Here is a 16794-nt window from a genome sequence, read left to right as displayed (position 1 = left end):
CCAATCAGCCCTCGTATACGCGGTAGGAAACCGCGCCGGATACCCCAACCGAGCTCTGTTGCGAGGCATAATGAGGAATTTGAAGATTTCCAGACAGCTTATTTTGCTGGTCGTTGGCCTGATGGTGGCGTTTGCGATCGGAACCACCATCCAGGTTCGCTCCTCGGTCAATGCGATCTATAAGGAACGCTACGATATGCTGCGTTCTGAGGTTCAGTCCGCAGTCTCCGTTCTCAAGCAGTACCAGGCGAAGGTGACCGCCGGCGCAATGACTCAGGAAGAGGCCCAGAAGCAGGCCTACGCTACGCTCAACGGCATGAAATACGACCCCGATGGCTACTTCTTCGGCTATAGCTACGACATCCAGATGATGTTCCACTACGACCCCTCGAAGGTTGGGCAGTTCAACAAGGGGCAGCCGGACAGCAAAGGCAAGCTCTATCGCGAAGAACTGGTCAAGCTTGGGCAACAGGGCGGCGGTCTCGTCGAATACTACTCCACAGCAAAGCCCGGCCAGCCGGCCGGAGATTATCGCAAGACGGCATACGCATTGGCCTTCGACCCCTGGAAGATCGTCGTCGTCACTGGCGTCTATATGGATGATCTCGATGCACAGGTCCAGGCGACGATCTGGAGGGCGATTTCGGCCGGTATCGTCGTGCTGCTGCTTGGCACCGTCGCCGCCGTCTACGTCGTTCGCAGCATCTCCACGCCACTGACCCGCATTCACGATGCATTGCGGTCCGTGGCCAATGAAGACGTCACGGTCGCCATCCCGCACACCGACTTGAACAACGAAGTGGGCATGATGGCCAAGGCGACGCAGTCTCTGCAGCAGCACGTCAAGGAGCGCCACGCCATGTCCGAGCGTGAGGCTGCCCAGCAGATGGCCCTCGACGGCGAGCGCGAAAACAGCCAGCGCCTGCAGCACGAGGAAGCGATCGCCCAGAACCACGTCGTCTCGACCATCGGCCAGGCGCTCGAGCAGATCGCACGCGGCGACCTGACGGTCCGTTGCGCCGATCTCGGTCAGAAATACGCTGCCCTCCGCGACAACTTCAACGATGCCCTGTCGCATCTCGAGGCTGCCATGGCCAAGGTCAGCGCCAAGGGTGGTGACATCGCCGTCAGCAAGGACGAGATCCGTCGCGCCTCCAACGATCTGTCGCAGCGCACCGAGCGTCAGGCCGCAAGCCTGGAAGAAACCTCCGCAGCACTGGACGAGCTGACCGTCGCTGTCCGCCAGACCGCCGAAGGCGCCCATGAAGCCAGCAAGCGCGTTCATGCCGTCAGCGGTGAGGCGAGCCGCAGCGACGCGGTTGTCTCAGAAGCGATTGAAGCGATGAGCGGTATCGAAAAGTCGTCTGCCGAGATCGGCAAGATCATCGGCGTCATCGACGAGATCGCGTTCCAGACGAACCTGCTGGCGCTGAACGCCGGCGTCGAAGCAGCACGTGCCGGTGAATCCGGCAAGGGCTTCGCGGTCGTTGCCCAGGAAGTTCGCGAACTGGCACAGCGTTCGGCTGCCGCTGCCAAGGAGATCAAGGATCAGATCGCCCGCTCGTCCGGTCAGGTCGATCAGGGTGTTCGTCTGGTGGGCGAAGCCGGTGAGGCGCTGAAGCGCATCTCCGACCAGATCAAGGCCGCCAATGAGATCGTTGCCAAGATCGCCCACGGCGCCTCCGAACAAGACACCACGCTGCGCTCGATCTCGTCCTCGATGAACCAGCTCGACGCCGCGACCCAGCAGAATGCTGCTATGGCCGAGGAAACCACCGCTTCGGCCGAGTCGCTCGCCAACGATACGGATGAGCTCCTCAACCTCATTCGCGGCTTCCGCGTTGGCGGCGGCCAGGACTTCACCGCGCAGGTTCGCCGCGCTGCCTGAGATCAGGCATCAAACGAGGAAACGGCCGTCGGAGCGATCCGGCGGCCGTTTTGCATTGAGGGATGTGGTGGCTCTGTCAGCCGACCGTCTCTTGCTCATCGGCTGCAAGCCGCGCGATAAGCGTCTCGATATCGCGATCGGAGTAGACGGCAATGCCGGCCTGCTTCAGAAGTGCCGCCGTCACGCCGTTCCCTGCGTGTTTCTGCCCGGAGAACGCACCGTCATAAACAAAGCTCGTGCCGCAGGACGGGCTCCCGTCGATCAGCAGCGCATAGCGACAGCCGGCTTCGGTGGCGAGCGCCAGGGCGTTCTTGGCTGCCTGCATGAACTCTGCCGTCACATCGCCGCCGGTGATCTCGACGACGCGGGCGGTGCCATCCAGCACATCCTCACCCGTTGCCCCGCCTTCGATCTCCGCGGGCGGGCGCGGCACCGGCATTCCGGCAGACATCTCGGGGCAGATCGTCACCAGACGCCCTTCCTCGATCCAGCGGGCGATCGCAGGATGAGCGAGTGGCTTCGACTGGCCGTCATAGCGGACGGCATGGCCCATGAGGCAGGCGCTGACGATAATCTTGTTCATCGCTTTGGCATAGCGGCAAGGACGTGATAGTTCCAGTCCGTCATCAGGCGTGATGAAGGGGAGCAGGGTGCGGCGAAGCATTGGCGCGGATAGACCATGACTGATCTTGCGGTCTATGCCGGCCTTTTCCTGGTCGCGTTTGCGGCAGCGACGATCTTCCCGATGCAGTCGGAAGCCGGCCTCGTGGCGCTCATCGTGACGAAGCAGTATCCGGTCCTCGCGCTGGTCGCGGTGGCGACCACAGGCAACGTCCTCGGCTCGACCGTCAACTGGCTGCTCGGCGTCGGCATCGAACGATTTCGCGACAAGCGCTGGTTTCCCGTCAGCCAGCCTTCACTCGACAAGGCGCAGCGCTGGTATCGCCGCTATGGCAAGTGGTCGCTGCTTCTGAGTTGGATGCCGGTCATTGGCGACCCCATCACCATCGTCGCTGGCGTGCTGCGTGAACCGTTTCCGATGTTCCTGCTGCTGGTGACGATCGCCAAGACCACGCGTTACGCGGTCCTTGCCGCCGCAACCCTCGGCGTGATCAGTTGACGGAGGCAAAACTCCATCCTTGAATCAAGATCTGAACAAGAATGGAATTCTGTAGAGAATCTCAGATGTTAAGGCGCCGTCTGCACATCAAATCCGCGGCGGGGCACTCTAACTTTAGCCGGAGATCTTCGAGAAGTCGGCGACCGTACCGGTTGCCTCGCGGATCAGACGCAGGAGCGCCAGTCGGTTGGCGCGAATGGCGGCGTCCTCGTCGTTGACCAGCACGTCGTCGAAGAAGCGGTCAACGGGCGCGCGCAGCCTGGAGAGCGCTTCCATCGCTGAGCGGAAGTCTTCCTTGTCGACGGCCGCCGAAGCCTCGGCTGAGGCCTTGTTGATCGCGGCGAAGAGCTCTTTTTCGGCGGAGAGCCGGAATAGATTCTCCGAAACGCCATCAGCGATGACGGTGCCCTTTTTCTCCTCGGCAGCCAGGATCTGCGTGGCGCGCTTGGTGCCGACCAGCAGATTCTTGCCGTCTTCCGAGGTGATGAAGGCGGTCAGCGCCTCGACGCGACGGGTAATCATCAGGAGGTCGTCGGCTTCGGGTGTAACTACGGCGTCGATCAGATCGTAACGCGCGCCCTGATCACGCAGATAGACCTTCAGGCGGTCATGGAAGAAGGAAAGGAGGTCGAGTTCGCGTGACGACTTGCTTTCAACAGCACCGAGCGAGATGAGATCGTCCCCATTCTGGAGCTCTGCGTTCGAGGCTTTCTTCACGCCGAGGTCGCTATCAATCCGCGCAATATGCGACGCAATTGGCGTCAGCAGCGGGATGCGGACCTTGCACTCGAGCAAGATACGGATAACGCCTAGTGCTGCGCGGCGAAGCGCGAAGGGATCCTTCGAGCCGGTCGGCTTCTCGTCGATGGCCCAGAAACCGGTCAGCGTGTCGAGCTTGTCGGCGAGTGCGACAGTGATCGCAACCTTGTCCTCCGGAACGCGGTCGGTCGGACCCATCGGCTTCCAGTGGTCCTCAATCGCTGCGGCGACCGACGGATCCTCGCCCTGGAGCGCCGCATAGCGACGGCCCATCAGGCCCTGAAGTTCCGGAAACTCGCCGACGGCCTCAGTACGAAGATCTGCCTTGGCAAGCACCGCCGCCCGGTCGACCAGCTTGTAGTCAGCGCCGATCTGCATCACGAGCTTGGCCGCCAGTGCGCGAATGCGTTCTACGCGCGCGCCCTGTGTGCCGAGCTTGGCATGGAACGTCACATCAAGCGCATCAAGCTTCGCCATACGCTGGTCGAGCGGCTTCTTGAGGTCGAGGTTGAACTTTGCGGCCGAAGCCTGCAGCGTCTCCAGATCCGGAAGATCGCCCTGGTCGCGCTTCCAGAAGTGCAGCGCGTCGGACAGGCGCGCACGCACGACCTTGCCGTTGCCGTGGATGATTTCCTTGCCGCCATCGCTGGCCTGGATGTTCGAGACGAGGATGAACTTGTTGGATAGCGTGTCGCCGCCAACCGGGCGCGTCACGAAACACTTCTGGTTCGTCTTGATCGTCAGGCGGATGATCTCAGCCGGAATAGAGAGGTAATCCTCCTCGAAGCTGCCCATCAGCACCTGCGGCCATTCGACGAGGCCGGAGACTTCTTCGAGCAGGCCTTCGTCCTCGATCAGCTCCAGGCCGTTTGCAAAGGCGATGTCACGGGCATCGTGGAGGATGATGTCCTTGCGGCGTTCGCCTTCGAGGATCACCTTGGCCTTTTCGAGGTTCGCGACGTAGTCGTCGAAGCGCTTGACGGTGATGGCGCCGGGCGCGTGGAAACGATGGCCGTAGGTCACGTTGGAGGCGATGATGCCGTCGATCGAGAATGGAATGACGACAGTCTCTTCATGCTCGGTGCCGAACGTGCAGACGATCGACTGCAGCGGGCGGACCCAGCGCAACGAGCCGGGCTGGGCGGAGGCCGCACCCCAGCGCATCGGCTTCGGCCAGGGGAAATCGCGGATGATGCCGGGTATCACATCGCTGATGATCTCTTCGGCCGCGCGGCCCGGTCTGGAGATGATGGCGATGTAGAAATCGCCCTTCTTCGGGTCGCTCTGGATCTGCGCCTCGGAAATGGAGGACAGGCCGGCACCGCGCAGGAAGCCTTCGATCGCCTTTTCGTTGGCGTCGGTGCGGGGGCCCTTCTTCTCTTCGCGCACATCGGCGGAGCGCGCAGTCAAGCCGCGGATGTCGAGCGTCAATCGGCGCGGCGTCCAGTATTCGCGCGCACCCTCATAGGAAAGTCCTGCCTCGACAAGCGCATCGGTCACGAACTTCTTCAGGTCGCCGGCAGCCTTGCGCTGCAGGCGGGCCGGGATCTCTTCGGAGCGGAGTTCTAGGAGCAGATCTGGCATGTCACTTTCCTTGCCTTCGCTGGGGAAGGCGCCACAACGGCGGGGCTAAAAACGGTCGCCTCTGCTAGCAAAGAATGCCGCATCTGCACAACCGCAAAAACGGCTGCCAGCCGTGCTATGTTGCTGTGGATAGGCACGGCAGGCATTGCCTTGCCGTTTTCCGCCGCTATTGTCCCGCGACTTTTGTGAAACGCAGGAATTCTCATGGCCGCTGACCTCCGCTCGCTCGCCGCTGTCATCTCCTCCGAAATCAACGCCCGGCCGGATCAGGCCAAGGCCGCGATCGAGCTGTTGGACGAGGGGGCGACCGTGCCCTTCATCGCCCGCTACCGCAAGGAAGTGACCGGCGGCTTGGACGATACGCAGCTGCGCAATCTCGCGGAGCGGCTGGTCTATCTGCGTGAACTGGAAGCCCGCCGCGATACGATCGTCGAGTCCATCAACGGCCAGGGCAAGATGACCGACGAACTGCTTGGCAAGATCGCCGGTGCCGCCACCAAGGCCGAGCTTGAGGATCTCTATCTCCCCTACAAGCCGAAGCGCCGTACCCGCGCCGAGATCGCCCGCGAGCGTGGCCTTGGGCCGCTGGCAGAGGCCGTCCTTGCCGATCGCTCGAAGGAGCCGGCGGCCCTGGCGGAAAGCTACATCACCGTCGATGTGCCCGACGTGAAGACGGCGCTTGAAGGTGCACGCGACATCGTCGCCGAAGGCATCTCGGAAAATGCCGACCTCCTCGGCAAGCTGCGCGCCCATATGCGCAGCGCAGCTCTGCTGAAGGCCAAGGTGGTCGACGGCAAGCAGGCAGCGGGCGAGAAGTTCTCCGACTATTTCGATCATTCCGAGCGCTGGGCAACCGCGCCGGGCCATCGCGCGCTGGCGATGCTGCGCGGCTGGAACGAAGAAGTGCTGACACTGACCATCGAGGCCGATGCCGAGACCGCCTCTCCGAACAAGCCGGTCGAGCGCATGATCGCCGCCGCCTACGAGATCGGCGCGAGCCGTCCCGGCGACCGGTGGCTGATGGAGGTCGCAAGCTGGACCTGGCGCGTCAAGCTCTCCATGTCGCTGTCGCTCGACCTGATGCGCGAGCTTCGCGAACGCGCCGAAGAGGAGGCGATCCAAGTGTTCGCCCGCAACCTCAAGGATTTGTTGCTTGCAGCGCCGGCCGGTTCGCGCCCGACGATGGGGCTTGATCCGGGCATCCGCACTGGCGTCAAGGTCGCCGTCACCGATGCGACCGGCAAGGTGGTCGCGACCTCCACTGTTTATCCCTTCCAGCCGCGAAACGACGTGCGCGGCGCACAGCTCGAGCTTGCTTCACTGATTCGCAAGCACAATGTCGAACTGATCTCGATCGGCAACGGAACCGGCAGCCGCGAGACCGAAAAGCTGGTCGCCGACATGCTCGCCGACTTGCCTGCGCCGAAGCCGACCAAGGTCATCGTCTCGGAAGCCGGGGCGTCGGTTTATTCCGCCTCGGAGACCGCCGCCCTTGAGTTCCCCAACCTCGACGTCTCTCTGCGCGGCGCCGTCTCCATCGCGCGCCGCCTGCAGGATCCGCTTGCAGAGCTCGTCAAGATCGAGCCGAAGTCGATCGGCGTTGGCCAGTACCAGCACGATGTCGACCAGCAGAAGCTGTCACGTTCGCTCGACGCCGTTGTCGAAGACGCTGTGAACGCCGTTGGTGTCGATCTCAACACCGCCTCCGCGCCGCTGCTCTCGCGCGTCTCCGGTCTGGGCGCCTCGATCGCCGACGCGATTGTCAAGCATCGTGACAGCGAAGGCCGCTTCGAGACTCGCCGTGACCTGTTGAAGGTTGCCCGCCTCGGCCAGCGGACCTTCGAGCAGTGCGCCGGCTTCCTGCGCATTCGCGATGGCAAGGAGCCGCTCGACGCTTCCTCGGTTCATCCCGAAGCCTATGGCGTCGCCAAGAAGATTGTGGCCGCCTGCGGTCGCGACCTGCGTTCGCTCATGGGCGACAGCGCGGTGTTGAAGGCCGTCGATCCGCGTCAGTTCATCGATGAGAAATTCGGCTTGCCGACGGTGAAGGACATTCTGGCCGAGTTGGAAAAGCCCGGCCGCGACCCGCGCCCCAGCTTCAAGACCGCGACCTTCGCCGAGGGCGTCCATGAGATCTCGGATCTCAAGCCAGGCATGGTGCTGGAGGGCACGGTCACCAACGTTGCCGCCTTTGGGGCTTTTGTCGACATAGGCGTCCATCAGGACGGATTGGTTCACGTTTCCCAGCTCGCCGATCGCTTCGTCAAAGATCCTCATGAAGTTGTGAAAGCCGGTGACGTCGTCAAGGTTCGGGTTGTGGAGGTCGATGCGAAGCGTAAACGCATCGGTCTGTCGATGCGAAAGGACGACGGTTCGCAGCCGTCCGCGCCGCGTGGCGAGTCGCGCGGAAACCAGCCGGTTCGCGGTCAGAACGACCGCCGTTCGGCGTCTTCAAAACCGGAGAGCCAGGGTGCCTTTGGAGCTGCATTGGCAGAGGCCATGAAGCGAAAATAAGCGCTTAGCAATCGCATTTGCAAAAATGTCACACTTCGGCGGCCATGTCGCCGGCGTGCGAATTATGGCGCTTGTAAGGCGGATGAGAGATACTAAGTTGATCGGACTATCCTGTCACATTGCGAGGCCTAACTTATGGCGTCGGCTTTCTTATCGATTGTCAAAAAAATCGTCCGTACGGGTAATCTGAAACTCACTCTCGCCAATGGCGAGACGCATATGGTTGGGGACGGCAGCGGTGAACTGGTTGTCGTCCGCGTTGCCGACGAGGAAGCGGAAAGGCTGATCCGCCGCGACCCGACCCTCAAGCTCGGCGAAATGTACATGGACGGCCGGTTCATTCTCGAACACGGCAACATCTATGATTTCCTGGCGATGGTGAAGCAAAACACCACCAATGAGATCTTCGATATCCCAATGGCCGCTCTTCTGATCGGCCGTATTGCCCTTCAGCAGCTGAAGAGCCGCCTTCCGGTCAATCGCAACAAGCGCAACGTCGCCCACCACTACGATTTGTCGGAACGTCTGTTCGAGCTGTTCCTCGACGAGGACTGGCAATATTCCTGTGCCTACTACAATCCGCCGGGCATCAGCCTTGAGGAGGCACAGGTTGCCAAGAAGCGGCACATCGCCGCTAAGTTACTTTTGCAGCCGAACCAGCGCGTTCTTGAAATCGGCTCCGGCTGGGGTGGTATGGGCATGTACCTTGCTGAAGCGACACCCGGCCTCGATCTCACGGGCATTACGCTCAGCGAGGAGCAGCTGAAGATCTCGCGCGAGCGCGCGAAACAGCGGGGATTGGCCGATCGTGTCCGCTTCGAGCTGCAGGACTACCGGACGATGACCGGTCAGAAGTTCGATCGCATCGTCTCCGTGGGCATGTTCGAGCACGTCGGCATCGGCAACTTCGACAAGTACTTCAAGAAGGTGCACGAACTGCTTGCCGATGACGGCGTCATGGTTCTGCATTCCATTGCCCGACCGAAGCCGAGTTTTGCGACCAATGCCTTCATCGAAAAGTACATCTTCCCCCAGGGCTACATTCCTTCGATCGGAGAGACGCTGCCGCCGATCGAGAAGGCGGGCCTGCTGGTCCGGGATGTCGAAGTCCTGCCGCTGCACTACGCGTATACGCTCCGTCACTGGCGCGAGCGTTTCGTGGCGAACAAGGCCGCGGCCGTTGCGCTCTATGACGAACGCTTCTTCCGTATGTGGGAATTCTATTTGGCCGGCTCGGAAATGGGCTTCCGCTGGGACGAGCTCTTCATCATGCAGGTTCAGATTTCGAAGAACCAGTATTCGACACCTGACAACCGCGACTACATTTCTGCGGCGGAGACGAAGCTGACAGAGTTCGAGGCGACGCGGGCACCGCTCGAAAAAGTCATTCTCTGACCCAGATCACAGGGCGCGGCAAGGACCGCGTCCTTTCAAATTCGGAGCTTGATTGCAATGGCAAGCACCCTTCCCGAGATCTGCCTCGTGCGCCACGGCGAAACCGAGTGGAGCCTGTCCGGCCGGCACACCGGCCGCAGCGATCTTCCTTTGACCGAAAATGGTGAAGCGGCGGCGCGCCAGATCGGTCCGCGCCTTGCGGGCAGGAGCTTCGCTGCCGTGTGGTCCAGCCCGTCGCAGCGTGCCCGAAACACCTGCGAACTCTCGGGTTTCGGCACCGGCGCGATCGTCAAGGACGACTTAGCGGAGTGGGACTACGGCGCCTACGAGGGCATCACCACCAAGGAAATCCATACGAGCCGACCCGGCTGGCAGCTGTTTCGCGACGGCTGCCCGAACGGAGAGGCGGCGGGCGATGTCGGTGCTCGGGCAGACCGGATCATATCGGAGTTGCGCCGGGCCAATGCCCCGATCCTGATCTTCTCCAGTTCGCATTTCCTGCGCGTTCTCGGCGCCCGCTGGGTTGGCCTGCCGCCGACGGACGGCGCGCGCTTCATCCTGGACACAACAAGCATCAGCGTTCTTGGCTACGAGCACGATGTGACAGAACCGGTCATCCGGAGATGGAATGGAACTTAGAAATACGACTTTGACGAGCAGTCCCGACTCAGATTGAGTGCGTGCATAGACGCACGAGGGGAGGGCGGGATGCTACGCGAGACTTTCAGCATTATCGGCAGAAACTGGTCCATGTACGCAGTTGTCGTCGTTGGTACGATGGCGCTTTCGATATTTGACGAACTCTCGGGCAAAACGACGTCCAGTGGAGCGACGAGCTTCATGTGGGGCTATCTTGCGATGTGCGTTCAGGGTGCGGTGATCTACTCTGGATCCTTTACCCAGGTTGGAAAGTGCGCGGGCTTCGGAAAAACCTTCCCTTACTTCCTCAAGACGGCAGCGCTTTTCATCGCTGCGCTTGTGATCTCGTTACCGATCTTCACGTTACTGCCCTCGGAGCTAGGTGTGTCGGCAACCGTGCTGGTCTTCACCTCCGCCGCAATGATCGTTTACGTGCTACTACTGTCGCTTGTGGGAACTTGGCCCGTATCGAGCGTCACTGGTCGTGGGACATCGCTCTTTGATGCATTCCGGCGCGGCGTTGCGCGATTTTTTCCAACGTTCGCCCGCCTCATCGCGGGGATCATTCTGCCCTTGGTCGTGTCGATGCTGATTTTCGTCATGGCGTCCCAGGTCGCAAGCTCGCCCTTGCTGTTGGTTGATGGAAGGCCGAATATTCTCATGCTTGCGGTCTTGGCGATTGCCGCGTTTCTTCAGTCGCTGGGCGTGAGCTATGCCGCGGTTGTCCTTGCCCGCGTTTATCTTGCCGGGGAGCAAGGTTCTGCGAAGTTTGGTGCTGCGGCCGCATGACAGCTTGACCCGCGCCTTGGCCGATCGCTAGATGGCGACATGCAACAGATCGGCGGAATAAACGGGCGCGTTGCGGATGCGCCCTCGAACAACTGGGTTTACCGGATGCTGCCTCCGTGGCTCTGGCCCTATGCGCAGCTTGCGCGCTGGGATCGGCCGATCGGCTGGCAGCTGCTGATGTGGCCCTGCTTCTGGTCGGCTACGATGGCTGCCAATGTGGCTGCCTATCTCGGCCAGTTTTCCGGCGGCCAGCTGATGTTCCATCTCGTGCTCTATTTCATCGGCTCTGTCGCGATGCGGGGGGCAGGGTGCACATACAACGATCTCGTCGACCACAAGATTGATATGGAAGTGGCGCGCACCCGCTCGCGCCCGTTGCCATCCGGTCGGGTGACGCGAACGCAGGCCAAGGTGTTCATTGTCCTCCAGGCGCTGGTCGGGCTGCTGGTCCTTCTGCAGCTGAACTGGTTCTCGGTTATCCTCGGTATCGTTTCACTTGCCATCGTGGCGCTTTATCCTTTTGCCAAACGCTTCACGGACTGGCCGCAATTCTTCCTTGGCCTTGCCTTCTCCTGGGGCGCCTTGATGGGATGGGCAGCGATCTTTGGCAGCCTTTCGCTTGCCCCGGTTCTCCTCTACGTCGCCTCTGTTGTCTGGACGATCGGCTACGACACGATCTACGCCCACCAGGACAAGGAAGACGATGAGCTGATCGGCGTTCGTTCGACCGCGCGGTTGTTCGGCGACAAGACGAAACAGTGGCTCGTCAGCCTCTATGGCCTGACCCTCGTGCTCGCCTTCTGCGCCTTCCTGGTCGCAGGCGTCGGTCTGTTCGCCTATCTCGGTCTGCTCATTGCGGCCGGCATGTTCGCGTGGCAGATCGTGACGCTGGATATCACCGATGGTGATCAGTGCCTTGCTCTGTTCAAGTCGAACAATCGCGTCGGCCTAATCATCTTCCTCGGCCTCTTTCTGTCGCTTCTCTTCACCCTGCCCTGAAGCGGAAACGACAATGCCCGGCACAAGGGCCGGGCATTGATGGTCTGAAACGCCGCACCGATTAGCTGCGGGCGATGATTTCCTTGCCTTCGATCTTCATGGCGACGCCGAGTTTGCCGGTCGTGCGGCGCACGAGGAAACGCGGGCGGCGATTGGCGAAGTAGGAATGACGGCGACGCGGCTTCAATGCGCTGGTACGCAGGTCGCCGAGATGCTCTTCCAGCGGTCGTGCAACGCCATCGGCCTCGACCATCAGCATCGGAATGCGGAAGGCTTCTGACCAGTTGCGCCAATCGGCAGCAATATCCGCCAGGTCGTGAGCGACCAGCAGCGGCACGCAAAGTTCGGGATCTTCGTGATGAAGCTCCAGGGTTACGGTGACTTCGCCGTCGCCATGGTCGATGGCGCGGGCGGCAACGCCCTTGAAGGCGCGCTTGGGAAGGGCGATCGAAAGCGGCAGGCCGCTTGAGGGGAGAACCTTGCGCAGGATGGCGCCACGTTCGTCGATCGTTATGCTGACGTCACTTGAGGAGTCGTGGATGGCGTAGCTGACCTGCTGGGGAAAGCGAGACGGATCGAGACGCAGTGTCGTTCCAGCCCATACGGGCTTCATAACGGTGTTGTTCATATTCATTCTACCCTTGTCTTACCTGAGAGCCGGTTTCCGGTCTTCTCCTTGGGGCTTTTCGCCCTCTATGGCTCGACAATAGGCGCCGCCTGTTCCGGACAGCTTAAAAATCGCGGTTAAGAAAACTTTGCCTCCCTGGATGGTTATCAAAACCGAAGCCGGCAAGGTTTCCGGAGGGTGAACGGGCGGTGTGCCATATTGCAACGCGGCAGGGGTAAGTCTCGGGTAAGCTTTTTATAGCAAAATGACCCAGAACCAATCTGTCATACTTTGAAGACTTTGCCGGAAAAGGGCGCGTTATGATCTCTGCTTCGATGGCCTACAACATATTGTCGGGAAACATGAAGCAGAGCCTGGATCGCGTTGCCGCCCAGGGAACGGTCAAGCGCGACGCCGAGTATTACAAGGACAATATCAACAAGATCAAAGACGTCGACGATTTCCTCGGCAACTATCGACTCTACAGCTACGCGATGACGGCTTATGGTCTGGATGATATGACCTACGCCAAGGCCTTCATGAAGAAGGTCCTGGAAAGCGATCTGACGGACCCGAACAGCTTCGCCAACAAGCTCACTGACACTCGATACAAGGAGTTCGCGGCGGCGTTCAATTTCAAGTCGCCCGCTGCGGACGCGCAGAGCGATGCACAGGAAGACGATCTGATCGGTCTCTACACGCAGTCCTTTGCGGATGAGAGCAAGACGGCGGCCAGCGAGACGAACTATTACAGCAACGTCATCGACAACGTGCAAAACGTCTCGGATCTGGTCGGCAATAGCCGCGCCCGTACCTATGTGCTGAAAGCCTACGGCATTGACCCAACCTACGTGTCGAAAGATTTCCTGACGCAGGTCCTGACGAGCGACGTCAACGACCCGAACAGCTTTGTGAACGTCAACGGCAACGACAAGTACAAAGCGCTCGCTGCACAGTTCAGTTTCAACGCGGATGGCACGGTGAACGGCGCGGCGCAAACGGCTACGCAGAAAAGCACCGTCATGGAACAGTACAACCTGATGGTCCCGTCGACAGTGACGCAAGCGGCAGCCGACTATAACAAGGCTTACTACCTGTCCAAGATCGGAACGATCACGAATGTCAGTGACCTGGTCGGCGACAGCCGGCTGGCGTCCTACATCAAGACAGCATTCAGCATGGGGGACATCAGTAATGCCGCCCTGAAACTGGTGCTGACCGATGCCAACTATGCGAATACCTTGGGCTATGGCGAAGCCAACAGCGCTTTCAATTTTAACCTGGACGGTACGATCGATTCCAGCGCTGCCTCCTATGCGGCGCAAACCTCCGATCAGATCGATGCCATGGCCAACATGGCGTCAGCAGCGTCAAGCTACTACCAGTCCAAGATCGTCACAATTACGAACGTCGACGATCTGGTAGCCGATCCAAGGTTGACGCGCTTCATCAAGGATGCCTACGGCATGCCGCAAACCCTGAGCGATGCCGATCTGAAGAGCGTGCTCACGGACTCGACCTATGCCTCGACGCTCGGCTACGACAACGTCCATGCGGCCTTTAACTTTCTCACCGATGGCACTGTGTCGTCGGACAAAGGCGTTGCGCAGACGACTGCACAGGCGCGCTCCACAAGTTCCAGTGCCAACGCCAATCTCAGCTATTTCCAAAGCAAGATAGGCTCCATCTCCAACGTGGATCAGCTGATCGCGGATCAGAAGCTCACAAGTCTTATTAAGTCGGTCTATCGGATGCCTACCGATACCAGCGATGCGGACCTGAAGAGCATTCTCACCGATTCGAGTTTTGCCTCCGCCCAGGGCTTCAGCAACGTCAACGCGGCGTTCAACTTTGCCTCGGACGGTTCGGCAGCAGCTGCGTCCGGTCCGCAAAGCAGCGTGCAGCTGCAATATACCACCAGAAATTACAACGCTCGCTATGATGACGCTCAGCAGGATGAGATCGACGCGGCGGTCGCCAACTACAAGGAGCGAATGAGCGACGACAACGTTAAGAGCGTGGACGATTTCCTTCGCTCCAATGCGGCAGCGGATCTGAGCAAGAAGAATGACAGCCTGCCAGACCCCTACGAGATGGCGCTCCGTGCTTACGGTTTGACGGAGCAGGAGGTACCGCGGTCGACGATGCGCAAGTTGTTGAAAAGCGATCCCTACGATCCCAAGGGCTACGTCGCCTCATTCAAGGACGAGCGTATCACGAACCTTGTCCGTGCCTTCAATTTTGGCAGCAACGGCAAGATCGCGTCGGAGCTCCAAGCGTTGCCATCGGCCGTTATGGCCAAATATGCGACAAACTACAAATCGCGCGCCACCATGGGAATGAACGATGGCCCTATCAAGGACAAAGCCGCCAAGGATGCAACCACGGCGGTCAACGAGTTCGCCAAGGGCATGGCCGAGGTGAAATCGCTCGACGATTTCCTGAAGAACGACAAGCTGACCAGCTTCGTGCTGAAGGCGAATGGCCTCGATCCCAAGAAATACAACGAGGAGACCTTGAGAAAGATCTTCACGTCCGATCCTTCTGATCCGAAGAGCTATCTGAACACGAAGGCGGATTCGAAATTCAAGGAAATCGTCACCGACTTCAACTTCGACACCGAGGGCGACCTGACGCGCGCCAAGATCGGGGCCGTCCAGAATACCGGCGCCGAGGATCGCACGCAGCAGAACTATCTTCAGCAGACGCTCGAAACGCAGCAGGGTGAAAGCAATGACGGCGTACGTCTTGCATTGTACTTTGCCCGCAAAGCGCCCGACATCACCTCGCTCTACACGATCCTCGGCGACAAGGCCTTGTTCCAGGTCATCACGACAACCTACAGCCTGCCAAGCGGCATCTCGAGCATGGACGTCGACAAGCAGGTCGATGTTTTGAAAAAGTTCGTCAATCTCGACGATCTCCAAGATTCGAAGAAGGTCGACAAGCTATTGAAGCGGTTCACCGCCATGTACGATCTGAAGAACAGCTCCAGCAACTCGCCCGCATTGACGATTTTGACCGGCGGCAAGTCAAGCTGACGATCTCGAATATTTCTAGTCGACGCTGACGACTTTGCCGGGGTTCATGATGCCGGCAGGGTCGAAAGCGCGCTTGATCCTGCGCATCAGGTCCATTTCGATCTCCGGACGGATCGAGGCCAGTTCATCGCGCTTCAGCTGGCCGATCCCGTGCTCGGCGGAAATCGATCCGCCGTGTGCCAGTACGAAGCCATGAACGATGTGGTTCATTTCGCGCCAGCACGCCAGGAAGGCCTGTTTGTCGGCGCCGACCGGCTGGGAAATGTTGTAGTGAATATTGCCGTCGCCCATGTGACCGAAGGCGCATATGCGGGCGCCGGGCATCGCGGCCATGACCGCTTCGCCGGCTTCGTGCATAAAGGCCGGGATAGCCGAAACCGGCACGGAAACGTCGTGCTTGATCGATCCGCCTTCCGGCTTCTGAGCGTCCGACATGCTCTCGCGCATGTGCCAGAGCGCCTTCTGCTGCGCGACTGAGGAGGCGATCGCCGCGTCCTGAACCAGCCCTGCCTCGAAGCCCTGCTCAAGCAGCGCCGTCATCATGCGCTCGGCGGTTTCGGCGGAATCGGATGTGGAGATATCGACCAGGACGTACCAGGGATGTACCGATTCCAGCGGATCGCGTACGCCCTCGATATTGCGGGCGGTAATTTCGACGCCGAAGCGCGGCATGAGCTCGAAGCCGGTCAGCGACGTGCCGCAAAGGCTGGACGCGAGATTGAAGAACGCAAGCGCATCCTCGACCGAGTTAAGGCCCGCGAACGCAACCTGCTTTCCAAGCGGCTGCGGAAAGAGCTTCAGCACCGCGCCGGTGATAATGCCGAGTGTGCCCTCTGCGCCGATGAAGAGGTCTCGCAGGTCGTATCCGGTATTGTCCTTCTTCAAACGACGCAGCCCGTTCAAGATTTCACCGGTGGGTAGCACGACCTCAAGACCGAGGCAGAGCTGGCGCATGTTGCCATAGGCAAGCACGGCGGTACCGCCGGCGTTCGTCGAGAGATTGCCGCCGATCCGGCAGGAGCCCTCCGAGCCAAGGGACAGCGGAAACAGCCTGCCGTGTGTCTCGGCCGCCTTCTGCACGTCCGCGAGGATCGCGCCGCCGTCGGCAACCAAGACATTGGCAATCGGATCGACGTCGCGAACCTTGTTCATGCGTTCGAGCGAAATGATGATGTCGGACTTGCCCTCGCGCGGCGTCTGGCCGCCGACGAGACCCGTATTGCCTGTTTGCGGCACGACGGCAGTTCCGGTCTCAGTCGCGAGCTTCAGGATCGCCGACACTTCTTCGACGGAGCCGGGCTTCAGAAGGAGAGGCGAGGAGCCATGGTAAAGGCCGCGGTTTTCGATCAGATGCGGCGCGAGATCCGCTTCGCTGCGGAGCGCATGTTTCTCACCGACGATGGTGGCGAAACGGTCTAGAAGTTCGGTGGAAACTGCGCTCATCGAACCTTGGTCCTTC

The 16794-nt window shown here is 60.3% G+C and carries 12 protein-coding genes; 8 read left to right on the top strand and 4 right to left on the bottom strand.

Features of this window, described 5'->3' with window-relative positions; genetic code table 11:
- The first annotated feature begins 70 nt into the window (after nt 1-70).
- Entirely contained in the window at nt 71-1888 is a 1818-nt protein-coding gene (locus ATY80_RS22760) for a methyl-accepting chemotaxis protein (RefSeq protein ID WP_088694577.1), read from the top strand.
- Between the two features lie 76 nt (nt 1889-1964).
- On the opposite strand, the gene ATY80_RS22755 is transcribed toward ATY80_RS22760, so the two are convergent.
- Complete coding sequence (locus ATY80_RS22755) at nt 1965-2471, bottom strand: DUF523 domain-containing protein (RefSeq protein WP_088694707.1); 507 nt, start codon at nt 2469-2471, stop codon at nt 1965-1967.
- 96 nt (nt 2472-2567) lie between these two features.
- Here ATY80_RS22755 and ATY80_RS22750 point away from each other — a divergent pair, with 96 nt between their 5' ends.
- Complete coding sequence (locus ATY80_RS22750) at nt 2568-3008, top strand: YqaA family protein (RefSeq protein WP_088694576.1); 441 nt, start codon at nt 2568-2570, stop codon at nt 3006-3008.
- Between the two features lie 114 nt (nt 3009-3122).
- Here the strand turns inward: ATY80_RS22750 and glyS are convergent, their stop codons facing one another.
- Nucleotides 3123-5351, bottom strand: coding sequence for a glycine--tRNA ligase subunit beta (gene glyS, locus ATY80_RS22745; RefSeq protein WP_088694575.1), 2229 nt, complete (start codon nt 5349-5351; stop codon nt 3123-3125).
- Nucleotides 5352-5555: 204 nt separating this feature from the next.
- Between glyS and ATY80_RS22740 the strand changes: the two genes are divergently transcribed.
- From ATY80_RS22740 to ubiA, 5 genes are all read left to right on the top strand, one after another.
- Complete coding sequence (locus ATY80_RS22740) at nt 5556-7865, top strand: Tex family protein (RefSeq protein WP_088694574.1); 2310 nt, start codon at nt 5556-5558, stop codon at nt 7863-7865.
- Between the two features lie 135 nt (nt 7866-8000).
- The gene (locus tag ATY80_RS22735) at nt 8001-9260 is read left to right on the top strand and encodes a cyclopropane-fatty-acyl-phospholipid synthase family protein (protein WP_088694573.1); all 1260 of its coding nucleotides are present in this window, start codon (nt 8001-8003) and stop codon (nt 9258-9260) included.
- Between the two features lie 57 nt (nt 9261-9317).
- Nucleotides 9318-9899: a histidine phosphatase family protein gene (locus tag ATY80_RS22730; protein ID WP_088694572.1), complete on the top strand. Its 582-nt coding sequence runs from the start codon at nt 9318-9320 to the stop codon at nt 9897-9899.
- A 69-nt stretch (nt 9900-9968) separates the two neighbouring features.
- Nucleotides 9969-10688: a hypothetical protein gene (locus ATY80_RS22725; protein WP_088694571.1), complete on the top strand. Its 720-nt coding sequence runs from the start codon at nt 9969-9971 to the stop codon at nt 10686-10688.
- A 39-nt stretch (nt 10689-10727) separates the two neighbouring features.
- A complete protein-coding gene (ubiA, locus tag ATY80_RS22720) occupies nt 10728-11687 on the top strand; it encodes a 4-hydroxybenzoate octaprenyltransferase (RefSeq protein ID WP_088694570.1) in 960 nt (319 codons plus the stop codon).
- Nucleotides 11688-11748: 61 nt separating this feature from the next.
- Here ubiA and ATY80_RS22715 read toward each other — a convergent pair whose 3' ends face one another.
- Entirely contained in the window at nt 11749-12315 is a 567-nt protein-coding gene (locus tag ATY80_RS22715) for a DUF6101 family protein (protein ID WP_088694706.1), read from the bottom strand.
- Between the two features lie 299 nt (nt 12316-12614).
- Between ATY80_RS22715 and ATY80_RS22710 the strand changes: the two genes are divergently transcribed.
- Complete coding sequence (locus ATY80_RS22710) at nt 12615-15335, top strand: DUF1217 domain-containing protein (RefSeq protein WP_088694569.1); 2721 nt, start codon at nt 12615-12617, stop codon at nt 15333-15335.
- Between the two features lie 15 nt (nt 15336-15350).
- Here ATY80_RS22710 and ATY80_RS22705 read toward each other — a convergent pair whose 3' ends face one another.
- Nucleotides 15351-16778, bottom strand: coding sequence for an FAD-binding oxidoreductase (locus ATY80_RS22705; RefSeq protein ID WP_088694568.1), 1428 nt, complete (start codon nt 16776-16778; stop codon nt 15351-15353).
- Nucleotides 16779-16794: the final 16 nt, after the last annotated feature.

It is taken from the genome of Rhizobium sp. R711, from assembly GCF_002211365.1.
Lineage (GTDB): Bacteria > Pseudomonadota > Alphaproteobacteria > Rhizobiales > Rhizobiaceae > Rhizobium.
This window is presented reverse-complemented; position numbering and strand designations above follow the sequence as displayed.